This is a genomic window from Dehalococcoidia bacterium, from assembly GCA_025054935.1.
GTDB lineage: Bacteria > Chloroflexota > Dehalococcoidia > SpSt-223 > SpSt-223 > JANWZD01.
This window is the reverse complement of the sequence record JANWZD010000002.1, coordinates 86,741-107,201: the sequence shown is the minus strand read 5'-3', so window position 1 is coordinate 107,201 and position 20,461 is coordinate 86,741. Positions and strand designations below refer to the sequence as shown.

The following is a 20,461-nucleotide window of genomic DNA, read 5'->3' as shown; positions in this document are numbered from 1 at the left end:
GCTAGGCGAGAACGGCGAGGCGGAGCGTCTGCGGCCCTTGGAGGGACCACGCGCCCGTTCGCTCAATGGTGACGGGAACGATTGTCCCGGTCAGGTCGCCTTCCTGCTCCCAGAAGACAAGCTTATTCGTCCGCGTCCGCCCGAACCAGCGCCCGTTTTTCTTCCCTTCGACAAGCACCTCAACCGTCTGACCGAGATAGCGCGCGTTGAACTGCGCGCTGATGCGCTCCTGCAGCCGCTCGATGGCGTGGAGACGCGCTTTCTTCTCGGCGGGCGGCACATCATCCGGCAGCTTCGCGGCGAGAGTGCCAGGACGCGGCGAATACGCCGCAACGTGCACGACGTCGATCTGCAGTTCGGCGAGCAGATCGTAGGTATTCTGGAAGGCGCGCTCGCTCTCGCCGGGGTAGCCGACGATGACGTCGGTCGCCATCGAGACGCCGGGCACAAGCTCGCGGATCTTCGCGACAAGCTCGCGGTATTCCGCTGCGGTATAGCCCCGCCGCATCGACCGCAGGATCTCGTCGTCCCCCGATTGCACCGGCAGATTGATATGCTCGCACACCTTCGGCAGCTCAGCGACCGCCCGGATCAGCTTCTCGCTCATGTCGCGCGGGTGCGAGGTGAGGAAGCGAATGCGCTCCAATCCGTCGATCTCGTTGAGGGCGGTCAGGAGATCGGCGAGGTCAGGACGGTCCGGCAGGTCGCCGCCGTAGGAGTCGACATTCTGGCCGAGCAGCGTCACTTCGACGACGCCGCGACGAACGAGAGCGCGCACCTCATCCACTAGCTCCGCGAGCGGGCGGCTCACCTCGGTCCCCCGGCGGTACGGGATGACACAGAACGAACAGACCTTATTGCAGCCGTGGCTGATCGGGACAAAAGCGGTCGGCCCCTTCGGCGTGGGGAGAGGGAGGCGGCCCGGATCGAGGCAGCCGTCGCCGCTGCCGATCTTGTCGGCGGCGATCTTCAGGAGAGGAGCAAACTGCTGCGGCCGACAGAAGACATCGACGAACGGGAACTCCTTCGCCAGCGCCGAAGAGTCTTTCGGTACCATGCAGCCGACCAGCGCAAGCGTCAGCTCAGGGCGACGCTGCTTGAGGCGCTTGAGGAGATGCAGCTGATTAATCGCTTTCTCTTCAGCGGCGCGGCGAACGCTGCAGGTGTTCAGCACTACGACATCCGACTCGTCAGGACGAGCTGACGGAACGTAGCCGAGCTGCTCAAGGGCGGCGCCCAGCCGCTCGGAGTCGGCGACGTTCATTTGGCAGCCGACGGTCCAGATGTAGTAGCGAGGCATTGCTCTTCCCTGCTGCGCGAGATGACGCTTTCGATTCTACGCACGCTCATGGCCACTCGCCAGCAGCCGTTCGCCCCCCGGATGCCCCGCGCGGCGCGATCATCTCTCGCCCCCACGAGGCGGTGCAGGCTGCCGTCACCGGCGCTCTCTGCCCGCTTGCCCTGAGCGCGCCGCTGCTTGCGCGGCTACGACTCTGCCGGCAGCACGTCCCGGGCGTCGAGGCTGGCGGCGTAGATGCCGCAGCCAAAGACCATCTCGACGTTGTCGACATACCATCGCGTCGGCAAAGAGACGTCATTCACCCCGCCGATTGCGAGGAGCAGGGATTGGCCGCGATAGCTGGTGATCCCCGGCACGGCAAGGCGCCACCGCTCCCAACTGCCGCGAATGGAATTGTTCGGCACATCGCCGGCGGCGAGGATGACAGAGAGATCGGGGGTCGTCACCATGACCCGCAGCCAGTCGTGCTTTGTGACAGTCGAGTCGTTGCTAAACATCAAAGCGTAGAAATACACTGCCGCTGTGTCTGCCCAGGGCGGCACCACGACTGTCTGCACGATCGAGTCCGTCGAACTGACCGTCCAGCCGAAGTGCATGGAATAGTTGCCCGCCCATTTCCACAGCGTGCTTCGATAGGGGTTCCCCAAGACGATCGACCACGCGCCCTCATATTCAAAACCGCCGTTGAGCAGCAGGTCGGCTCGCTGGGCGCACGCTGTCGGCGTGGGAGAAGGCGTACTGGTCGGCGTGGGAGTGGGGGTGCTCGTTGGCGACGGAGTAGGAGTGCGCGTCGCCGTTGGAGAGAACGTGGGAGTTGCCGGCGGGGGCGGCACGCCGGGCCCGCCGCCTATCGGCGTGTTGGTCGGCCGTGGCGACGGCGGGGCGTAGCCGAGGTAGTCGAGTGGCGCATTGCGGCTGACGAGCGGCAGATAGTTCTTGCTCGGGCCATCGCCGAGCGCCAGCGCAGTTCCGTTGAAGAAGAAGCCGACAGCGAGCACGAGAGCGACGAGAGAGCGCATGAGAGTCCTCGGGCGGAGTTTTGTTGCTGTATTATACGTGTTTCCTTACTTATTTCAAACAATGTTTCCACTGCACAATAACAGCGGGAAGGACGGCGAAGAACAAGCGCGGGAGTGGCGCTCTGGCGCTGAAAAGGGCTGCCCCCTGCGCCTCGTTCAGTGGCAAGACGATGTGTCCCCGCTCCGGGGAGCGGGCGTCTTCCCGCTAGAAATGCCGCGCGAGGGCGCTCTCAGCTCGCCTCTTCGCGCTGGAGGGGTCCGGCAGGTGCGGTCGGCTGCTTCCTCTTTGTATACTCTTGCCGCGCTGCCGCACTAGCAGGGAGGAGGATGTTCCGGTGCCGATTGCAGACACTGTGGCGATCATTGGCGTTGGGGTGACCAAGTTCGGCGAGCTGTTCGATCAGAGCTATACCGACTTGCTCATCGACGCCGCGTACGCGGCGTACGCGGATGCAGGGATCGACCCGGGCGAGATCGAAGCGGCTTGGCTGGGAACGGCGTTCCCGCAGCTGAACGCTCTTCTCGGCGACGACGGCAGTTCGCTCACCGACCCCCTCAACCTGCCGAATATCCCCGTCACCCGCGTCGCCAATCTCTGCGCCACCGGGATGGAGGCCGTTCGCGCTGCCGCGCTCGCAGTCGCCGCCGGCGAGTACAACATGGTGCTGGCGCTCGGCGTCGAGAAGATGCGCGAGGTCAGCCCGCGCGGCTCCCTTGTCGCCCGCCATATCACGGAAACCCACCCCATGCTGACCAAAGGACGAACAGCGCCGGGGATGTTCGCCGTTCTCGCCAACCGCTACTTCGAGGAGTACGGCTACGACCGCACGACGCTCGCCAAAGTTGCTGTCAAGAACCATTACAACGGCTCCCTCAATGAGGGGGCGCACTTCCGCAAGCCGATCACCGAAGATCAGGTGCTGAAAGCGCCGCTCGTCGCCGATCCTCTCGGCTTGTTCGACTGCTGTCCAACGACCGACGGCGCCGCGGCGGTGATCCTCACGCGGAAAGAGATTGCCCAGCGGCTGAAAAAAGACTATGTCCTGATCAAGGGAGTGGGGGTCGCGTCGTGGGGAGGCTATTTTTCTGTCCAGTTTCGCCCTGACTTCGATTTTCTCGGCTTCCCTGCCACCCGCGCTGCCGCCGCTCAGGCCTACCGCCAAGCGGGGATCACCAACCCGCGCGAGCAAATCGACGTCGCCGAATGCCACGACTGTTTCACCATCACCGAGCTGATCAACTACGAAGACCTCGGCTTCTGCGGGCGTGGCGAGGGCGGACGCCTGATCATCGAGGGGGTGACGACGCTCGAGGGGGGCCTCCCGGTCAATGTCTCCGGCGGGCTGAAAGCGACCGGGCATCCTGTCGGCGCGACCGGCGTGCGCATGATCGCCGAGATCACCAACCAGATCCGCGGCCGCCAAGGGAAGCGCCAAGTGAAAAATGCGCGGACGGGACTTGCCCACACCCTCGGCGGTCCCGGCGTCATCTCCTGCGTCATGGTGCTCGGCCGCTAGGGTCGCTGCCATGCGCGCCGTCGTCGTCGGGGCGGGCATTGCCGGGCTCCTTGCCGGGCACACGCTGCGCGATGCCGGCATCTCGGTCCTCCTCTTCGAGGCCGGGCCCGTCCCCGGCGGGCGGCTGGCAACCCGCCAGACAGCGGCTGGCGCGGCCGATATCGGCGCTCAGTTCTTCACCGTCCGCGACCAGCGCTTTCAGCAGCTCGTTGAGGCGTGGGAGCGCGCCGGGCTTGTCCGCCAATGGTCGAGCGGCTTTTCCGACGGCGCGCGTCCTCCTGAAGACGGCTTTCCCCGCTACGTCGTGCGAGGCGGCATGCGCGCCCTTGCCGCTTACCTCGCGCAGTCGCTTGAGGTGCGCCTCGGGCAGCGCGTGCGCGCGATCGCGGCTGAGGGCGGGCGGTGGCGCGTTCAGAGCGACAGCGGCGAGACAGTCGTCACAGACGGGGTCGTCCTCACCCCTCCCCTGCCGGCAGCGCTGCCGCTCGTCGCGGGCGCACTCCCCGCGGGAACGTACCGCCAGCTCGCCGCCGTGCGCTACCGCCGCACGCTCTCAGCCGTCGTCACCGTTGAGGAGAGTGTTCTCCCTCCTCCGGGGGCCGTGCAGCGGCCCAACGATCGGCTCGCCTTTGTCGCCGACAACCAGCGGAAAGGGCTCGCGTCGGCGCCGGTGCTGACAATCCACGCCTCTCCTGAGTGGAGCGACGCGCTTTGGCCGCTCGACGACGAGGCAGTGCTGGCCCGCCTGATCGCGGCGGCGCAGCCCTACTTCCGCGGCACACCGCGCGACGCCATTCTCGACCGCTGGCCCTTCGCCCTGCCCGAGCCCGTCCTCCCCGAGCGCGCTGTCGCCGTCGGCACGCTCCTCTTCGCGGGCGACGCCTTCGCCGGGCCCCGCGTGGAGGGCGCCGCTCTCTCTGGACTTGCCGCCGGCGACCACCTCAGCGCGCTCCTCGCGGCATCGGGCGCCTGAGGCGCAGCTTGCCTCTCGCGCGCGACCACGCCTACTCTTAGCGAGAGCACCGCTGCGAGGTCGCTATGTCCGACGGCTCCTCAGCGCGCGCTGATCGTGGGCGGTACTTTAATCGAGAACTCAGCTGGCTCCAGTTCGATGAGCGGGTTCTCCACGAAGCGGTCCGCGAGCGCCATCCTCTGCTCGAGCGGGTCAAGTTCGTCGCGATCTCCGACACCAACCTCGACGAGTTCATGATGGTGCGCGTCTCGGGCCTTCTTGAGCAAGTGCGCGCCGGCGTTACCGAGCGCTCGCCCGACGGCCTGACACCGGAAGAGCAGCTCGCCCTTATCCGCCCGGCCATCCTCTCTCTGATGCAGGCGCAGCGCGCCTGCCTGCGCGACATCCTGCTGCCCGCGCTCGAAGCAGAACAGATCCGGCTGACGACTTTAGATCAGCTGAGCCCGGCCACGCGCGCCGACCTCGACCGCTACTTTGATCAGGAAGTCTTTCCGGTCTGCACGCCGCTCGGGTTTGACCCCGGCCATCCTTTCCCTTTCATCTCCAACCTCTCGGTCAGCCTCGCCGTGGTCTTAGAAGACCCCGAGGGCACGCGCCGCTTCGCCCGCGTCAAGATCCCGACCGTTCTGCCGCGCTTGATTCAGGCGCCGGGCGAACGCGAAACCACCTTCATCTGGCTGGATGACCTCATCATTGCCAATCTCAACAAGCTCTTCCCAGGGATGACGATCCGTGAGGTGCATACCTTCCGCGTCATCCGCGATGCCGATATCCAGATCCAGGACCTTGAAGCGGGCGACCTCCTCGAGTCGGTTCAGGCTGGGCTCGAGCGCCGCCGGTTTGGGTCGGTCGTGGCGCTCCAGATCAATCCCTCGCTGCCGGACTACCTGCGCACGCTCCTTATCGAAAAGCTGCCGGTCGACCCTGCGGATATCTACGTCGTCGATGGCCCGCTTGGGCTCGGCGCATTGATGGAGCTGACGCGCATCAACCGGCCGGATCTGAAAGACCCGCCATTTCACCCCCGGGTTCCCGCCCTTCTGCGCGAAAGCGATATCTTTTCGGTCATCCGCGATCATGATGTGCTGCTCCATCACCCCTTCGACTCGTTCGACCCGGTGATCGAGCTGCTGAACCAAGCGGCGGTCGACCCCGCCGTTTTGGCGGTGAAGCAAACCCTCTACCGCGTCGGTGCCCACTCGCCGGTTGTCGAAGCGCTCCTGCGCGCGGCCGACCACGGCAAGCAGGTGGCCGTGCTCGTTGAGCTGAAAGCGCGGTTCGATGAGGAGAACAACATTGAGTGGGCACGCGCCTTAGAGCGCGCCGGGGTGCATGTCACCTACGGCTTGGTCGGGCTGAAGACCCACTGCAAGCTGCTGCTGATCGTGCGGCGCGACCGCGAGGGATTGCGGCGCTACGTCCACATCGGCACCGGCAATTACAACCCCTCCACCGCGCGGCTCTACACCGACCTCGGGCTGCTGACTTGCCGTCCGGAGATTGCCGCCGATGTCTCCGAGCTGTTCAACTTTCTCACCGGCTATTCACGGCAGACACGCTATCGCAAGCTGCTTGTCGCGCCCTACACCATCCGCCACGGGATCCTCGACCGGATCGAGCGGGAGATCGCGGCGCACCGCCGTTTCGGCAACGGGCGGATCATCATGAAGATGAACCAGCTCGTCGACCCGCCATGCGTTGACGCGCTTACCCGCGCCGCCGAAGCGGGCGTCGCGATCGATCTGCTCGTCCGCGGCATTAACGTTCTGCGCCGCGATCGTCCTGAAGTTGCTCGTCATCTCCGAGTCCAGAGCGTGCTCGGCCGTTTTCTCGAGCACTCGCGCATCTACTACTTCCACAATGGCGGCGAAGAGGAGATCCTGATCGGCAGCGCCGACCTCATGCCGCGCAACCTTGACCATCGCGTCGAGGTGCTCGTTCCGATTGAGGACCCCGAGCTGCGCCGCCTCATTCGAGACGACATTCTCGCGCGGTATCTGCGGGATGAGGCGGGAAGCTACTTCCTTGAGCCCGAGGGATATTACCGCCCGCCGACGGGGGGCTTCGACGCCCAAGCCGACCTGCTCCGCCTCGCCGCCCTCGAGGAGGCGACGGTCACCCCCCTCACCGGCAGCCTATCCCAGCCCCAACGGGACGACCTCGATCTCTGAGCCGATGCGCCACCGCGACCCAAACCCGTATTATGGGCGCCATCATCTTCATCCGGAGGACGAATGTACGACCCGATCATGCTCACCTTGGACGGGTCGGAGCTAGCCGAGCGGGCGATCCCGCACGCGGTGGCGATGGCAAAGCAGTTCGGCGCGCGACTGATCGTTGTCCGCGTCGTGCCGCCCGTCGTCCAGCCGCTCGACGTCGACTACGGCATGAGCACCCCCTACGGATACGAAAAGCTGATCGAGGCAGAAGTCGAGGGCGCGAACGCCTATCTCGCCGACGTGGTCAAAGCGATCGAGGCCGAGGGACTGACCGTTGAGACCGTCACCCCGCTCGGCGAGCCGGCAACAGCGATCTTGGACACGGCCCAGGAGCGCGGGGCCGGGCTGATCGTGATGGCGACCCACGGTCGCGGCGGGTTCCAGCGGCTCGTCTTCGGAAGCGTTGCCGACCGGGTGCTGCGCGAGGCCGAGGTGCCAGTGCTGCTCATCCGCGCTCACGACCGGGACCAGTCTCCTAGTGAAAAGTCCTAGCGGCACGACCGCGGACTAAGGGGATCTCCGCATCATTCGTCCATCCGGCGGCCGCTAGACTGGAGGCATGAGTGGTCGGCGCCTCCTGCACGCAAGCGCCCCAGCGCCAGCGGCGTTCTCATGACGAGCGGCTGGTGGAGGCGCGTCGTCGAGCGCGCGCGACGGCGCGTTTCGGCTCGAGAAGCGCACTCCCGCGCGATCCTCGACGCGATCGCCCAGCCGCTGCTCATCGTCGACCGCAGCGGAACAGTCCGCCTCGCGAACGCTGCCTTTCTGCTGACGTTCGGGCATCCCCCAGCGCAGCTTGAAGGCCGCCCGATCACGGCGTTGCTGCCGGAGTGGGACGCGTTCACTCCGGCGCCCCCGCGAGCATCGCGGCCTGACAGCCGCAAGGTACCCCCCGGAGAGGAACGCCTCACCGCGCTGCGGCATGCCTCTGGCCACCTCATCCCGGTCGCGCCCGCTGTTCACCTGCTCAGCGACGACCTGATGCTCGTCAGCCTCCAAGAACGCGCTTCGCTCCTAGCAAGCCGCCGTCGTCAGCTCCTTCACGAGACGGATGCGCTCCTCGCTGATGCGGGAGAGTACGAGGAGACGGTCCGCGCGGTCGCCGCGCTAGCCACGAGACTGCTCGCCGACTGGGTCGCGCTCGACTTCTCTGCGCCTGATGGCCAGCTGCGGCGGCGTGTGACGGCGCGGGTCGCCGGCACCGACCTCCTCGTCGCGCAGCAGGAGCGGTCGCCCGACCTCGCGGCATCATCCGCCGTGTTCGAGACGATGTGGGCCGGCAAGGCGCGGCTGTATCACCCTGTCCCCGACCAGCTGCTCGCCCTTTGGGACCAGCAGGGGCCGAGCAGCGCAGGCGGACACCCCGTTTCGGCGATCATCGTGCCCCTTCTTCTGCGCGGCGTACCGCGGGGAGCGCTTTCGCTTGCGACGCTTGAGCGCCCGCTCGACGATGCCGATGTGCAATTAGCGCAGACATTCGCCGCCCGCGTGACGGGGATCCTTGAGACAGCGCGGCTGATTGCGTCGCTGCGCGAGGCCCTCGCCGCGCGCGATGAGCGCCTCGCCCAGCTTGACGCGATCCTGCGCACCGCCCCCGTTGGGCTCCTCTGCTGCAATCCTGATCTCACCGTTGCGGACCTGAACGACGTCGCCGCGGAGATGCTGGCGCTAGAAGGATGGCCAGCTGGGCAGGGGGCTGGCCCGCTGCAGGGCGAACTCGGCGCGATCATCGAGGCGCAGGCGCTGCGCGTCTTTCATACGGGCCAAGCGGTGAGCGGGCTAGAAGTCGAGGCGCCGGGGCGAGACGAGCCCCGCTGTTACGCCCTCTCGCTCTATCCTATCCGCCGCGGGGAGCGGGTCGCACAAGTCGGCGTTGTCCTGCTCGATAAGACCGCAGACCGTCAGGCAGAGGAGACATTGCGCGCCCGGCTTCAATTCGAGCAGCTGCTCGCCGCGCTCTCTACCCAGTTCATTGCCCTGCCAAGCGAGCGGATCGACGCCGCTATCGAGGAGGCGCTGCGCAGTGTCGCCCAGTTTCTCGATGTCGACGGCGCGCTCATCGCGCTGTTCGCGGACGACGGAACGCGCGGCGAGGTCGTCTCCTGCTGGCGGGCCGACAGCTCGCCGCCCACCGAACGGACGTTTTCCCTCGAGGAGTTCCCGTGGCTGACAGCGCAGCTGCGCGACCTCCAGCCCGTTGCCGCGGCTTGTCTCGATGAGATCGGCGCCGCGCCGGAACGGGAGCGGCTGGCGGCGCAGAATGTCGGCTCGCTGCTGTGCGTTCCCTTGATCACCCGCGAGGGAGCGGTCGGGTTTCTCAGCGTGGCCACGCTCGGCCGAGAAACGACGTGGACAAGCCTCGACCTCGCGTTCGCGCGGCTGGCAGCGATGCTGGTTGTCAGCGCGCTGGACCGGAAGCGTGCCGAGGCAGTGCGGCGCGAGACAGAACGGCTGACAGGGATCGAGCTGGCGGCGCGCGAGATGGCGCATCTGATCACCAACGACATCACCGGCGCCATCGGCGGTCTTGAGCTGCTGCTGAAGTCGCCCGACCGCCTCGACCGCTACCTTCCTCTGCTCGAGGGTGCGCTGCGCAACTTGCGCCGGGCGGCGGAGCACGTCCAGCAGCTGCAGGCAGTCGTGCGCGTGGCGACGAAAGAGACCGCGGTCGGCCCGGCCCTCGATCTCTCCCGGTCGCTGGCGAAGGAGGAGGCGAAAAGCGGCTAAGCCGCCAGATCGCGCTGCTACGGGTCGAGCCCGAGGGTGCGTCGGTACTCCGGGTCGGCGTCGGCCACCGCTCCCTGCTGCTGGAGAAGCGCAATATCGGTCGGCGAGAAGTCGAACGGCGCGAGCGGCGCGGTGCCGATCACGTCGGTAAGCGCCAGCACCTCGATCTCCTCGTCGGAGATCCCGAGCAGGTCTCGCAAAATCACGTGATTATGCTCGCCAAGGTCAGGAGCGGGAAAGCGGATGCCCGGCCGCTCGTTGTTGAAGACGATTGGATTTTTGGCGAACCAGAGTGGCGGCATCTGGCGGTCGGGGCGGAATTCAACGCGCTGGAAATAGTCTCGGGCTCGCAAGTGGGGGTCGAGCAGCACTTGACGGGCGCTGCTGACGGGAGCGGCGGCGATGCCGCGCTGCTGCAGTTCGTGGAAGAGCGCCTCTGCTTCCCAGCCCGCCGTCCAAGCGGAAACGAGGCGCTCCAGCTCCTCCTCGTTCGCTTTGCGCGCGGCCAGCGTCGCGAAGCGCGGGTCGTCGCCCAGTTCAGGATGTCCGAAAAACCGCGCGAACGCCTGCCACTCCTCATCGCTGCGGATCGCGATCCCGATCCAGCGGTCGGGGCCGGCGCAGGGAAAGTAGCCGTGCGGCGCCATCGACGGATGACGGTTTCCGACCCGGGGCGGCACTTCTCCCGTCAGCTGGCAGCCGAGGAGTTCCGCGCCGATCAAGCTCGAAACGGCTTCCGACTCCGAGAGGTCGATCCGCTGGCCGCGGCCGGTGCGCCGACGGTAGTGCAGCGCCATCAGCACGGCCGTCGTGCCGATCATCGCCGAGCACCAATCCCCATACGGCTGCCCGGTGGGGGAGACGTCGCCTCCGGGATAGCCGGTCAGCGAGGCAAGGCCGGACATAAACTCCACCGTCGTCCCGTAAGCGCGGAACGTCCGCCAGGGGCCGGTGTCGCCGAAGCCGGAGAGCGAAATCGCGATGATATCGGGCGCAACCTTTCGGAGCGACTCGTAGTCCAGCCCGACCTTCTCGAGCACGCCGGGGCGATAGTTATCGGCGACGACATCGGAGATAGCAGCGAGCCGGCGGATGATGGTCTGGCCCAGTTCCGAGGCGATGTCGACCGTGATGCCGTACTTGTTCCGGTTGTGATTGTTGAAGTACCACGTTGAGTTCCAGGGCCGGTCGCCGGGACGGTTGTCCGGCCACGCCGGAAGGACGCGCTGATAGCGGGTCTCGTCCGGCACTTGGATCGACTCGACTTTGATCACCTCCGCTCCCAAGTCGGCGAGCTGCTTCGTGAGGAACGGCCCAGCCACCACCCGGGTCAGGTCAAGAACGCGGATCCCTTCAAGCGGTAATCGGCGCATCGCCCTCCTCCGGCGCAGGGTATGGTAACGAATGCGCGTCCTGCGGCCGAATGGCGCGAAACCGCAAGCGCTGGTAGTCGACGACCCAGCGTCCGGCGACCCACTGCGTCGGGGCGGCATGCTCCAAGGCCCGGGCGATCACCGCGTCGCGCTGTTCTGGCGCGACGAGAGCGAGGTACTCGCCGGCAAAGAGGCGATACCAGTCGGCAAGCGCCGCCTCCCCTTCAAGCGGGGTCGGCCGCGGAAAGAAGTGAAGGACCTCAACCACGAAGCCGGCCGCTTCGAGCACGGCGGCATACTCAGCCGGCGTCGGGAAGTACCATGGCGTTGGCGCTGCTGCCACCGGCGCCCCCGCTTCGGCAAGAGCGGAGCGCAGCGCCGCCATCACCCGGGCAACGTTGCCTTTCCCCCCGAACTCGCCGACAAACCGCCCTCCCGGCCGAAGGGCCGCAAAAACGCGCGCTGCGACCGTCTCCGCCGCCGGCATCCAGTGCAGCGCAGCATTGGAGAAGACCGCATCCACCGGCTGCTCGACCACCAGCTCCTCCGCACGCGCAAGGCGGAAGGGAATGGCAGGATACAGTTCGCGGGCGCGGGCGATCATGCGCTCAGCGGCATCTACTCCTTCGACAAGGCAGCCCGCCGCCGCGAGCTGGGCAGCGTGATGGCCAGTGCCGCAGCCGAGGTCGAGGATCCGCTCGCCGGGCCGTGGCGCAAGGAGATCCAGAACGCCCGCCCCAAGCCGAGTGACCACGCTCATTCGCGCGTCGTAGCTTGCGGCGTCCGAGAAGGGACGGGAGGACGAACTGGGCAGCATCGGCGGCTCCTTGGCGTGCTCTGTCGATTGTGCCGCCGCAGGGGAGCGGGTGTCGAGCCGTCGGCGCGCGCTCCCCGGAAGCAGAGAGACGGCAGGGAACGATCGTCAGGATACGGCTGTCCAGCGCAGACCGCCCCCTTGGATGCCACCGCCCAGTTCGCTATGATACTCTCCGTCCCCGACGGCAGCTGTTCAGTTCGAATCGGGGGAGGCGCAGCTGGGATGAGCATCACCCAGCTTGTGGGGGGACGACAAAGATGCGAGTGCCGACCGGCGAAGCGATCCGGCTGCGGGGACGAGGCGGATGAGGGCGCAGGCATTCCTTCGCGCCGTGCTTGTCGCTCTGCTTGCTCTTGCACCGTTCGGCTGGCCGCGGCCAGCCCAGGCAGCACTCATCAGCGTCACCACGACCAACGATGAACTGGAGACCGACGGCAACTGCTCGCTCCGCGAAGCGATCCAAGCAGTCAATACGCGCGCGGCCGTCGATTCCTGCGCGGCAGGGACAGGCAACGACACCATCGTTCTTCCGGCAGGGCTGTACCCTCTGACGATCTCCGGCAGCGAAAACGACAATCTGCGCGGCGACCTCGATGTCTTTCCGCAGAGTTCAGCCGGCGGCGTCGTGACCATCCAAGGTGCCGGCGCCGGCGCAACGATCCTCGATGGCAACGAGCTCGACCGGGTGTTCCACCTCATCCGCTCCGACAGCACGCTGATCCTGCGCGACTTGACGATCCGCAACGGCAAGGTGACCAATGCCGCCGGCGGGGGGATCCTGAGCTGGGGCCGGCTCGAACTGCGCTCTGTCATCCTCGAGAACAATCGCGACGACGGATCATCGACCAGCGATTCGGTCGGCGGCGGGTTGTGCATCGGCTGCGGGCCCGGGACAGGCAGCGGGGTGCTCGAGAACGTCATCATCCGAAATAACGCCGCGGACCGAGGCGGCGGCATCTTCAGCAATCGGCCGCTGACGATCACTGCGAGCAGCATTATCAGCAACACCGCGCGGGCGGGAGGGGCGATCATCAACTTCGGCGACCTGACCGTCGTGAACAGCACAGTCAGCGGCAACGCGGCGACCATTAACACCGGCGGCATCTTGCACAGCGCAGGCTCCCTTTCCCTCCGCAGCAGCACCATCGCGTACAACCGAAGAGCAGGAGTGAGCGCGCAGGCGTTGCTCACCACCACGAACACCATCATCGCCTTCAACACAACAAGCGGCGTCTTAACCAACTGCTTCGTGAGTGGGGCTGTGACCTCGCTGGGATCCAACCTGAGCAACGACGCGACGTGCGCCAGTTGGTTCACCGCAAGCGGCGACCTGAACAGCGTCGACCCGAGGCTCGGCCCGCTGCAGGAGAACGGCGGCTTTACGCCGACCCACAACCTGCTCCTCGACTCACCCGCGGTAAACGCAGGCAGCAACGACAGCTGTCCATCGGCTGACCAGCGCGGCGTGGCGCGGCCGCAAGGCGCGCGATGCGACATCGGAGCGGTAGAGAGAGTGTTCGTCTACCTGCCGCTGGCGTTCCGCTAGGGCCGGCCGTTCCCGCTGGTCCGCGCCTGAGCGCGAGGCTGCAGCGGCCCGCTGCGCGCCTTGGCGCCCTGCTTTCGCCTGAGGAGCCGTATACTTCCGGCGTGACCAACGCGGACGTTCCTCCCCCCACTCTCCCTGCGCAGCGCTCTGGCGGCGTGATCGCAGCGGTGGAGCCGGCGAGCCCTGCCGCTCGGGCGGGGGTCCGGCCGGGCGACCGGCTGCTCGCGATCGACGGCCGTCCGCTGCTCGATGAGATCGGTCTTCGCTTCCGGCAGGACCGCCGCCGCCTTCGGCTTACGCTCGAACGGGAGGGACGCGAACTGGTGCTCAGCGTCGCGAAAGAGCGGGATGACGACCTCGGCCTCCACTTCGCCGAGGGCCTGTTCGACGGCGTGCGCGAGTGCAACAACCGCTGTTCCTTCTGCTTCTTGAAGGGGCTGCCGAGCGGCCTGCGGCGCTCGCTCTATTTCAAAGACGACGACTACCGCCTCAGCTTTCTCTACGGCAACTTCGTCACCCTGACCAATCTGAGCGACCGCGATTGGGCGCGCATCGTCGAGGAGCGCCTGAGCCCGCTGTACGTTTCGGTGCACGCCACCGACCTTGCGCTCCGCCGCCAGCTGCTCGGCAACCCGGCAGCGCCGGACGTGATGGAGCAGCTGCGGTGGCTTGCGGCTCACGGCATCCGGACGCACACCCAGCTTGTCATCGTGCCGGGCGTCAACGACGGCGAGGCGCTGCGCCGCTCGATCGAGGACCTCGCCTCGCTTGCGCCGGCGGTCCAGTCGATCGGGGTGGTGCCGGTGGGGCTGTCGGAGCGGGGCGCGTTCAGCCAGCAGATCCGGCCGGAGCTGGCAGCGCGCCTGCAGCAGCGCGGCGGCCGCCCCGCGCTCGTGGACCGCGCCGGCGCGCGCGCCGTGATCGACCTTGTTCAGCCGTACCAGCAGCGCTTCCGCAGGCAGTTCGGGCGCGACCTCGTCTATCTCGCCGATGAATACTACCTGCGCGCGGACGCCCCCATCCCGCCGCGCGCCCGCTATGACGGCTACCCCCAGTATCAGAACGGGATTGGAATGGTGCGCGATCTCCTCGACCAAGCGAAAGCGGCGCGCCGGCGGCTGCCGTATTTCACGCGCCCAGTCCGGATTACCGCCGTCTGCGGGGAGCTGATCGCTCCGGTGCTGCAGCCGCTGCTCGCCGACCTCGCGGAGGCGGCCTCCAATCTCGTGATTCAGCTTGTGGCCGTCCGCAACCGCTTCTTCGGCGCGACCGTGACCGCCTCCGGCCTGCTGACCAGCAGCGACATTCTCGCCGCGCTTGCCGGCCGCGACCTTGGCGAGGGGGTCGCCATTCCGCGCGCGATGCTGGACAGCGCGGGGGTACGTTTTCTTGATGACGCCACGCCGGCCGACCTTGAGCGGGCGCTCGGCGTGCCGGTGCAGCCGGTGGCGACGCCGCGCGACCTGCTCCGCTGGGCGGCAACGCTCCAATGAGCGTCGAAGAGCGTCTCGCCCAAGGCGATCTCGTCGGCTACGCCCGCGAGGCGGGCGCCGCCGCCGTGCCGACCCTCGCGGCACTGCTGGACGACCCGGGGCGGCGGCTGGCGGCGATCGAGGCGCTCGGAGCAACCGGCGCCCGCGAGGCCGCCGACCGGCTGCTGCCCCTTGCCGACGACGCGGAGAAGGCGGTCCGCAAGGCGGCCCGTGCCGCTCTGCACCGCCTGAAATCAGCGGGGATTGCGCCGACCCCCGCTTCGTCCCCCCCACAGCCCGCGGGCTCGCTGCTGCTTGGCGGCGCCATGAGCAGCTTCGACAGCAGCTGGTCGCACCTCGTGCGGCTGTACGTTCGCGGTACGCTCGGCGCGCGCCGTGAGCTGAGCGTTGTCATCAATGCGCGAACCGGCATTCAGGCAGTCGGCTGGCGCGAGCTCGCCAAACCGGTCGAGACGCGGCTCGCCGAACTTGTCACGAGCGGCGACCCTGCGGTGAGCGGGCGGTGGACGACGATCCCGCCGGAGTACGCAACCCATCTCCTCCGAGAAGCGATGAAGCGCAACACCGCAACGGGCCACGGCATCCCGCCCGCCTTTCTCGAGGCCGAGCGCTACCTGACCTTCGACGACCCCTATCGCGAGCCGCTGATTTATCGTCATGTCCGCCCAATCGAGGTGACGCTCGACCCGACGCTGCTCGCCCATTCTGAGGCGATCCTCGAGGAGCCGGAGCTGGCCCCCATCGGCCTTCCGGAGGAGGGCAGCGAGCCCTACCTCGCTGAAGCGCGGCGGATCGCCCGCTCGCCGATGGTCGTCGCCGGGGTCTCGCGCGAGCGCCAGCTCGTCGCGCTGGCGCAGCGCGCCCACCGCGCCCTCCTCACGCCGCCGGTCCGCCAGGCGCTGCGCTCCCTTCTTGAGGAGACGGCCGTCATTTTCTGGCAGACAGACCGCCTTCTTGCCGCCAAGCGCGCTGTCGCGGCGGCGCTCGCGCTCACCACGTCCGACAGCAGCGAAACGCCGTTCAGCGCCCGCCTCGTTACCCGGGCACTGCTGCTCGCTGCGAGCGACCGCTCAGCCGGCGGGAGCGCGCCCCGCGCGTCATCGCTGCTCTGGACACCGTAGCTGCGGAGCGACCGCTTCCCCGCGACCACGGACAGCCTCGCAGCACGCGCCGGCAGAGGCTCCGTTGAGGGCAGCGCAAGCACTACTGTACGATGCCGGCTGTCTCATCACCCCACCAAGTGAGCAGAATAAAAAGGAGCAGCGGCCTTCGTCGTGTCGCTGCTCTTCCTGTTTGCGCCGGGAAATGTCCCCCTCCGCTCACGCCGACACGCCCGTCAGCGGCAACCAAACTGGGACATGGACAGCCGCGCAAAGCCCGTATCTCGTTGTCGGCACGGTGTATGTGCCGAGTGGTGGAACGCTGACGATTGAGCCGGGCGTGACCGTCCGCTTTGCGAGCGGCATCGCCATTGCGGGAATGTCGGGGGGAACTCTGAGTGCTGAGGGGACGCCCAGCCAGCCTATCACCTTCACCTCCGCTGCTGCCTCGCCTGCTCCCGGCGACTGGGCCTTCATCACCTTCAACGCCAGCGCCACCGGCCGCCTGCGCCACTGCGTCATCCAGTACGCCGGCGGCGCAGGCAACCCTGCCGCGGTCGTTCTCGGCAGTTCAGGCGTGGTTGTCTACTCCTGCCAATTCAGCTCGGTCGCTAACGACGCGGTGCAGGTCCAAGGCGGAGCAACGCCCGTGCTGCGCGGGAACTGGTTCCGCGCTCCGATCGGCCGCTTCGGCGTCTCTAACCACCACGCCGGCGACGCCGTTCAGCGCCGTCGAGAACTACTGGGACCATCCGAGCGGGCCGTATCACCCAACCCGCAATCCAACCAGCCTCGGTGTTCCGGTCGGCGACGGTGTTCTCTTCAACCCGTGGCTTGACAGCCCCTTTCCGACGACGACCTATCTCCCGCTCAGCATAGTGCGAACCGCGTCCTAGGCGGCGGCGCGCCCGCGCCCAGAGCTCGTCCGCGCAAGGAGCTTGGGACGGCAGCCGGTTACTTGACCGTCAGCTGAACCTGCGCTGTCCGCGCCGGCGGCGGGTCCCCTCCCGCGGGCGAGCGCGGCCGTCGCCTGCTCAGGGCCGACCGCATGAAAGGGCAGGCGCTGCGCCCCGCCCGCGCCGAACTGGCCTGAGGAGGCGACTGGTATCGCGAAGGGACGAGGACAGTACCTCCAGGCGGCGTAGGGTCAAGCTGCTAGGACCCGTCACGGTCACGACATCGCCCGCGGCGATGGTTCCCTCGCGTCCAGGGGATTTCGAGCGCGAGCGCGCGCCCTTCCTCCTGCCGCGTGCGGGGATGCTCGCGACCGCCTCGTCGGCCCGCCGCGCCGCCAGACAGGTTCGACTAGAAGAGCGTCGCTGACGGGTCCCTGGGATATCGCCCGGCAGAATGCCGCTCCCAGCCCGGCGACCGCTGTCTCGGTCCCGGTGAGGGGGCGGACGACAACCGACGGGTCCGTCACCTCCGGCGGCGGAAAGACGATCACCGTCGCCCAGTCCCCCACAATGCTGCCAAGGGCGACCCGTTCGACCGGCACGCGCGGCGCGAACTGCGTAATCGCGCCGCCATGCCCAGCAGGCTATCGCCAATCAGTGGTATAAGCGTGTGATCTTGAGGCAAGGAGGCACAATGGGAGTGCTCGTCGTCAGTCAGGCGTGGACGCTCGATGACGGCTTTCATGCCGACGAGTATCTGCGGCTGCAGCGGCTCTTCCTTGATTTCATGCGTCAGCACCCTGGTTTTCGCGGCCGCCAGCTCCTCCGCTCACTCGAAGACCGAACGCATTTCACCCACATTCGCCATTTTGACTCCATCGCCGCCTACGAAGAACTGACCCAGTTCCCCGGCTACCAAGAGCGCATTCTCGAGATGGGGCAGCACCTCAAGCCGTATCAGAGCTACCCGCGCGAATACTTGGAAATCGTCATCGACGACCTTCCCGAACGGAGCGCGGCCGGATAAGCGCGAGCCCGTGCCTGCCCCTTCTCCCCGGAGCAGTGCGCTCGGGCAGGCGTACAATCGAAGCGTGAGCGCGTTCGGGCTCTACATCCATCTTCCCTTCTGCCGCACGAAATGCGCCTACTGCGACTTTGCGGTCGTCGTCGGCCGCGATCGGCGACGCGCCGATTACGTCGCGGCGCTCATCCGCGAGATGCGCGGCTGGGGACATGCGCTCGGTCGGCCCGCCGTTCCCACGATCTATTTCGGCGGCGGCACGCCATCGCTCCTCGCGCCAGAGCAGATTGCTGCCATCCTCGACGTCTGCCGCGAGGCGTTCGCTGTTGCAGCAGATGCCGAGATCTCGCTCGAAGCGAACCCGAGCACAGCCGACCGCGCCTCCTTTCGCGCCCTGCGAGACGCCGGCGTCACGCGGCTCAGTCTCGGCGTCCAGAGCTTCGACGATGCCGAGCTCCGCTTCCTCGGCCGCCAGCATTGCGCCGACGATGGGCGCCGCGCCGTCGAGGAAGCGCGCGCAGCCGGCTTCACAAACCTCAGCCTCGACCTCATCTATGGGCTGCCCGGGCAGGAGCTCGCCAGCTGGCAGCGCACCCTCGCTGCGGCGGCAGCTCTCGCGCCGGAGCATCTGTCGGTCTACGGCCTGACCATCGAGCCAGCCACCGAACTGGGACGCCAGCGCCGCCGCGGGCTTCTCCCCCCTCCTGACGATGACCTCGCCGCCGCAATGTATGAACTGAGCGACGAGATCCTCGGCGCGTCAGGGTATCAGCGCTATGAGATCGCCAACTTTGCTCGTCCGGGCTTCGCCTGCCAGCACAACCTGCGCTACTGGCGGAACCAGCCGTTTCTCGGCGTGGGGATGGGCGCGCACAGCTCGACGGTCGTTGCTCGATTTGCCAACCACCGCCGGCTGAATGCCTACCTCGCCGGCATGAGCACCTGGGAGGCGCCGCAGTTCGCGGCGTCCTGCATTCCCGAAGCGCACGGGCCGATCGCCTGGGTCGAGACGCTCCCCCGCGAGACCCAATTGGCCGAGACGGTCATCCTCGGTCTGCGCCTGACCGACGGCCTAGACTTGGACGCCTTCGCAGCGCGGTTCGGGGAACGGGCCGAGACGCGGTGGGCAGCCACGCTCGCCGAACTGGAAGCGGCGGGGTTGGCCACGGTGACAGCCGGCGCCCTCCGGCTGACCCCACGCGGACGGCTGCTCGCAGACGAGGTGTTCACCCGCTTCCTGCTTGAACGCTAGCTTCCTTGCTGCCATACTGACCGGCAAGCAGGATGCAACGACGAGTTCGGCGAAGAGGGCAAGAGTGGCAGGCGTTCGCTGGTTGACGGCGCTGGGCGTGCTGAGCGTCGTCGCGTTTGCGGTGACCCCGCGCCCCACCGGCGCGGCGCCGCCCCGGCAGGGGGCGATCGAAGTGCGGATGGTGGAGTTCGCCTTCCAGCCCCAGACGGTTACGATCTCGGTGGGCCAGGCCGTCGCTTGGGTGAACGTCGGCTCCGTGACCCATACCACGACGTCGGTCAATCAGATCCCAAACGACCCGTGCTGCTGGGACGTCACCGTTCAGCCCGGCTTTACGTTTGAGCGGGTCTTCAGCCAGCCGGGAACCTACCAGTACTACTGCCGCTTCCATCAGGCGCAGGGGATGACGGGCACCATCATCGTTCAAGCGGCGGCGACAACCCCCAGCCCAACGGCGACTTTCACCCCGCTGCCTGCCGCGACGACGCCGACCGTCACTCCCGGCCCCGGCACGCCGACAGGCCAACCGGCCTTCTTCATCCTCTCGCCGACCGAGGGGCAGACCATTATCGGCACTTCGGTGCCCGTGCAGCTTGATGTCAGCAACATCATTCTCCGCCCGCCGGGCACACCAAACCGACCGGGAGAAGGCACCTTCTCGCTTTTCCTCGACAATCTGCCCGAGGTGCGGCTCGGCGACCGCACCTACACCTTCACCAACGTGCCGTTCGGCAGCCATACTTTGCGGGTTGAGCTGCGGCAGAACGACGGCACGCCGTTCACCCCGCCGATTCAGGCGACGGTCAATTTCCGAACTGAGCCAGGCGGTACCCCGACACCGATGGTGACCGGTGTCGCGACGGGCGTGGCGACGCCGACCGTCGGGCTGCCGAAGACCGGCGATGGCACCTACCGCGGCGAGAGCGGCAGCGTTCCGCTCTGGGCCGCTGTGCTCGCTCCGGTCGCGCTGTTCGCGGTCGTCCTCTACGCCCGCGCGCGCCGCGCCGCCGCGGATCGCTCACGGTAATCGTCAACGCGCCGTCGCCTGTCCACGTTGCCGGCAGCAGTCCGCGGCAGTGACGGCAGCACCCGGCCGAAACAGCCGGCGCGGCGCGCTCGACGGCGGCGCGCCGTGCTGAGCGGTCGCGATCGCCGCCTCGGGCGGGGACAACAACGACAACGGCCTGCCGCTCCGCGCCCTCCTCGAT

General features: G+C 67.4%; 16 protein-coding genes. 12 read left to right on the top strand and 4 right to left on the bottom strand.

The window, feature by feature from the left end:
- Position 1 precedes the first annotated feature (1 nt).
- Positions 2–1,300, bottom strand: coding sequence for a tRNA (N6-isopentenyl adenosine(37)-C2)-methylthiotransferase MiaB (gene miaB / locus NZ773_03395; protein MCS6800973.1), 1,299 nt, complete (start codon positions 1,298–1,300; stop codon positions 2–4).
- A gap of 185 nt (positions 1,301–1,485) precedes the next feature.
- A complete protein-coding gene (locus NZ773_03390) occupies positions 1,486–2,319 on the bottom strand; it encodes a hypothetical protein (protein MCS6800972.1) in 834 nt (277 codons plus the stop codon).
- Between the two features lie 335 nt (positions 2,320–2,654).
- Between NZ773_03390 and NZ773_03385 the strand changes: the two genes are divergently transcribed.
- The 5 genes from NZ773_03385 to NZ773_03365 all read left to right on the top strand — a co-directional run bounded on the left by NZ773_03385 (position 2,655) and on the right by NZ773_03365 (position 9,755).
- Positions 2,655–3,836, top strand: coding sequence for an acetyl-CoA acetyltransferase (locus NZ773_03385; GenBank protein MCS6800971.1), 1,182 nt, complete (start codon positions 2,655–2,657; stop codon positions 3,834–3,836).
- 10 nt (positions 3,837–3,846) lie between these two features.
- Positions 3,847–4,809 (top strand): FAD-dependent oxidoreductase, encoded by a 963-nt coding sequence (locus tag NZ773_03380; protein ID MCS6800970.1) that lies wholly within the window; start codon positions 3,847–3,849, stop codon positions 4,807–4,809.
- A 65-nt stretch (positions 4,810–4,874) separates the two neighbouring features.
- Positions 4,875–6,980, top strand: a complete 2,106-nt coding sequence (gene ppk1, locus NZ773_03375) for a polyphosphate kinase 1 (protein MCS6800969.1) — start codon at positions 4,875–4,877, stop codon at positions 6,978–6,980.
- Positions 6,981–7,043: 63 nt separating this feature from the next.
- Entirely contained in the window at positions 7,044–7,520 is a 477-nt protein-coding gene (locus tag NZ773_03370) for a universal stress protein (GenBank protein MCS6800968.1), read from the top strand.
- Positions 7,521–7,640: 120 nt separating this feature from the next.
- Entirely contained in the window at positions 7,641–9,755 is a 2,115-nt protein-coding gene (locus NZ773_03365) for a PAS domain-containing protein (protein MCS6800967.1), read from the top strand.
- 17 nt (positions 9,756–9,772) lie between these two features.
- Here the strand turns inward: NZ773_03365 and NZ773_03360 are convergent, their stop codons facing one another.
- Positions 9,773–11,128 (bottom strand): CoA transferase, encoded by a 1,356-nt coding sequence (locus tag NZ773_03360; protein ID MCS6800966.1) that lies wholly within the window; start codon positions 11,126–11,128, stop codon positions 9,773–9,775.
- Complete coding sequence (locus tag NZ773_03355; protein MCS6800965.1) at positions 11,109–11,945, bottom strand: class I SAM-dependent methyltransferase; 837 nt, start codon at positions 11,943–11,945, stop codon at positions 11,109–11,111. The genes NZ773_03360 and NZ773_03355 overlap by 20 nt, the downstream gene beginning before the upstream one ends.
- Positions 11,946–12,249: 304 nt before the next feature.
- Here NZ773_03355 and NZ773_03350 point away from each other — a divergent pair, with 304 nt between their 5' ends.
- The 7 genes from NZ773_03350 to NZ773_03320 all read left to right on the top strand — a co-directional run bounded on the left by NZ773_03350 (position 12,250) and on the right by NZ773_03320 (position 20,280).
- Entirely contained in the window at positions 12,250–13,491 is a 1,242-nt protein-coding gene (locus tag NZ773_03350; GenBank protein MCS6800964.1) for a CSLREA domain-containing protein, read from the top strand.
- Positions 13,434–14,984 carry a DUF512 domain-containing protein gene (locus tag NZ773_03345; protein MCS6800963.1) on the top strand — a complete coding sequence of 517 codons (1,551 nt, stop codon included), beginning with the start codon at positions 13,434–13,436 and terminating at the stop codon, positions 14,982–14,984. The genes NZ773_03350 and NZ773_03345 overlap by 58 nt, the downstream gene beginning before the upstream one ends.
- On the top strand, positions 14,981–16,105 hold the full coding sequence (locus tag NZ773_03340) for a hypothetical protein (GenBank protein MCS6800962.1): 1,125 nt from the start codon (positions 14,981–14,983) through the stop codon (positions 16,103–16,105). The genes NZ773_03345 and NZ773_03340 overlap by 4 nt, the downstream gene beginning before the upstream one ends.
- 184 nt (positions 16,106–16,289) lie before the next feature.
- Positions 16,290–16,922 carry a hypothetical protein gene (locus NZ773_03335; protein MCS6800961.1) on the top strand — a complete coding sequence of 211 codons (633 nt, stop codon included), beginning with the start codon at positions 16,290–16,292 and terminating at the stop codon, positions 16,920–16,922.
- 752 nt (positions 16,923–17,674) lie between these two features.
- Positions 17,675–18,007: an antibiotic biosynthesis monooxygenase gene (locus NZ773_03330; protein MCS6800960.1), complete on the top strand. Its 333-nt coding sequence runs from the start codon at positions 17,675–17,677 to the stop codon at positions 18,005–18,007.
- Positions 18,008–18,071: 64 nt separating this feature from the next.
- Positions 18,072–19,253, top strand: a complete 1,182-nt coding sequence (gene hemW / locus NZ773_03325; GenBank protein ID MCS6800959.1) for a radical SAM family heme chaperone HemW — start codon at positions 18,072–18,074, stop codon at positions 19,251–19,253.
- A gap of 64 nt (positions 19,254–19,317) precedes the next feature.
- Positions 19,318–20,280 carry a plastocyanin/azurin family copper-binding protein gene (locus NZ773_03320; protein ID MCS6800958.1) on the top strand — a complete coding sequence of 321 codons (963 nt, stop codon included), beginning with the start codon at positions 19,318–19,320 and terminating at the stop codon, positions 20,278–20,280.
- Positions 20,281–20,461 lie beyond the last annotated feature (181 nt).

Excerpts from the sequence above, each read along its gene's own strand:
- NZ773_03380 (MCS6800970.1), top strand. The coding sequence starts at position 3,847 with ATGCGCGCCGTCGTCGTCGGGGCGGGCATTGCCGGGCTCCTTGCCGGG.
- NZ773_03350 (MCS6800964.1), top strand. The coding sequence starts at position 12,250 with ATGAGGGCGCAGGCATTCCTTCGCGCCGTGCTTGTCGCTCTGCTTGCT.
- NZ773_03390 (MCS6800972.1), bottom strand. The coding sequence starts at position 2,319 with ATGCGCTCTCTCGTCGCTCTCGTGCTCGCTGTCGGCTTCTTCTTCAAC.
- NZ773_03365 (MCS6800967.1), top strand. The coding sequence starts at position 7,641 with ATGACGAGCGGCTGGTGGAGGCGCGTCGTCGAGCGCGCGCGACGGCGC.
- NZ773_03330 (MCS6800960.1), top strand. The coding sequence starts at position 17,675 with ATGGGAGTGCTCGTCGTCAGTCAGGCGTGGACGCTCGATGACGGCTTT.
- NZ773_03355 (MCS6800965.1), bottom strand. The coding sequence starts at position 11,945 with ATGCTGCCCAGTTCGTCCTCCCGTCCCTTCTCGGACGCCGCAAGCTAC.
- NZ773_03370 (MCS6800968.1), top strand. The coding sequence starts at position 7,044 with ATGTACGACCCGATCATGCTCACCTTGGACGGGTCGGAGCTAGCCGAG.
- NZ773_03345 (MCS6800963.1), top strand. The coding sequence starts at position 13,434 with ATGCGACATCGGAGCGGTAGAGAGAGTGTTCGTCTACCTGCCGCTGGC.
- NZ773_03340 (MCS6800962.1), top strand. The coding sequence starts at position 14,981 with ATGAGCGTCGAAGAGCGTCTCGCCCAAGGCGATCTCGTCGGCTACGCC.
- NZ773_03335 (MCS6800961.1), top strand. The coding sequence starts at position 16,290 with ATGTCCCCCTCCGCTCACGCCGACACGCCCGTCAGCGGCAACCAAACT.
- NZ773_03360 (MCS6800966.1), bottom strand. The coding sequence starts at position 11,128 with ATGCGCCGATTACCGCTTGAAGGGATCCGCGTTCTTGACCTGACCCGG.
- ppk1 (MCS6800969.1), top strand. The coding sequence starts at position 4,875 with ATGTCCGACGGCTCCTCAGCGCGCGCTGATCGTGGGCGGTACTTTAAT.
- miaB (MCS6800973.1), bottom strand. The coding sequence starts at position 1,300 with ATGCCTCGCTACTACATCTGGACCGTCGGCTGCCAAATGAACGTCGCC.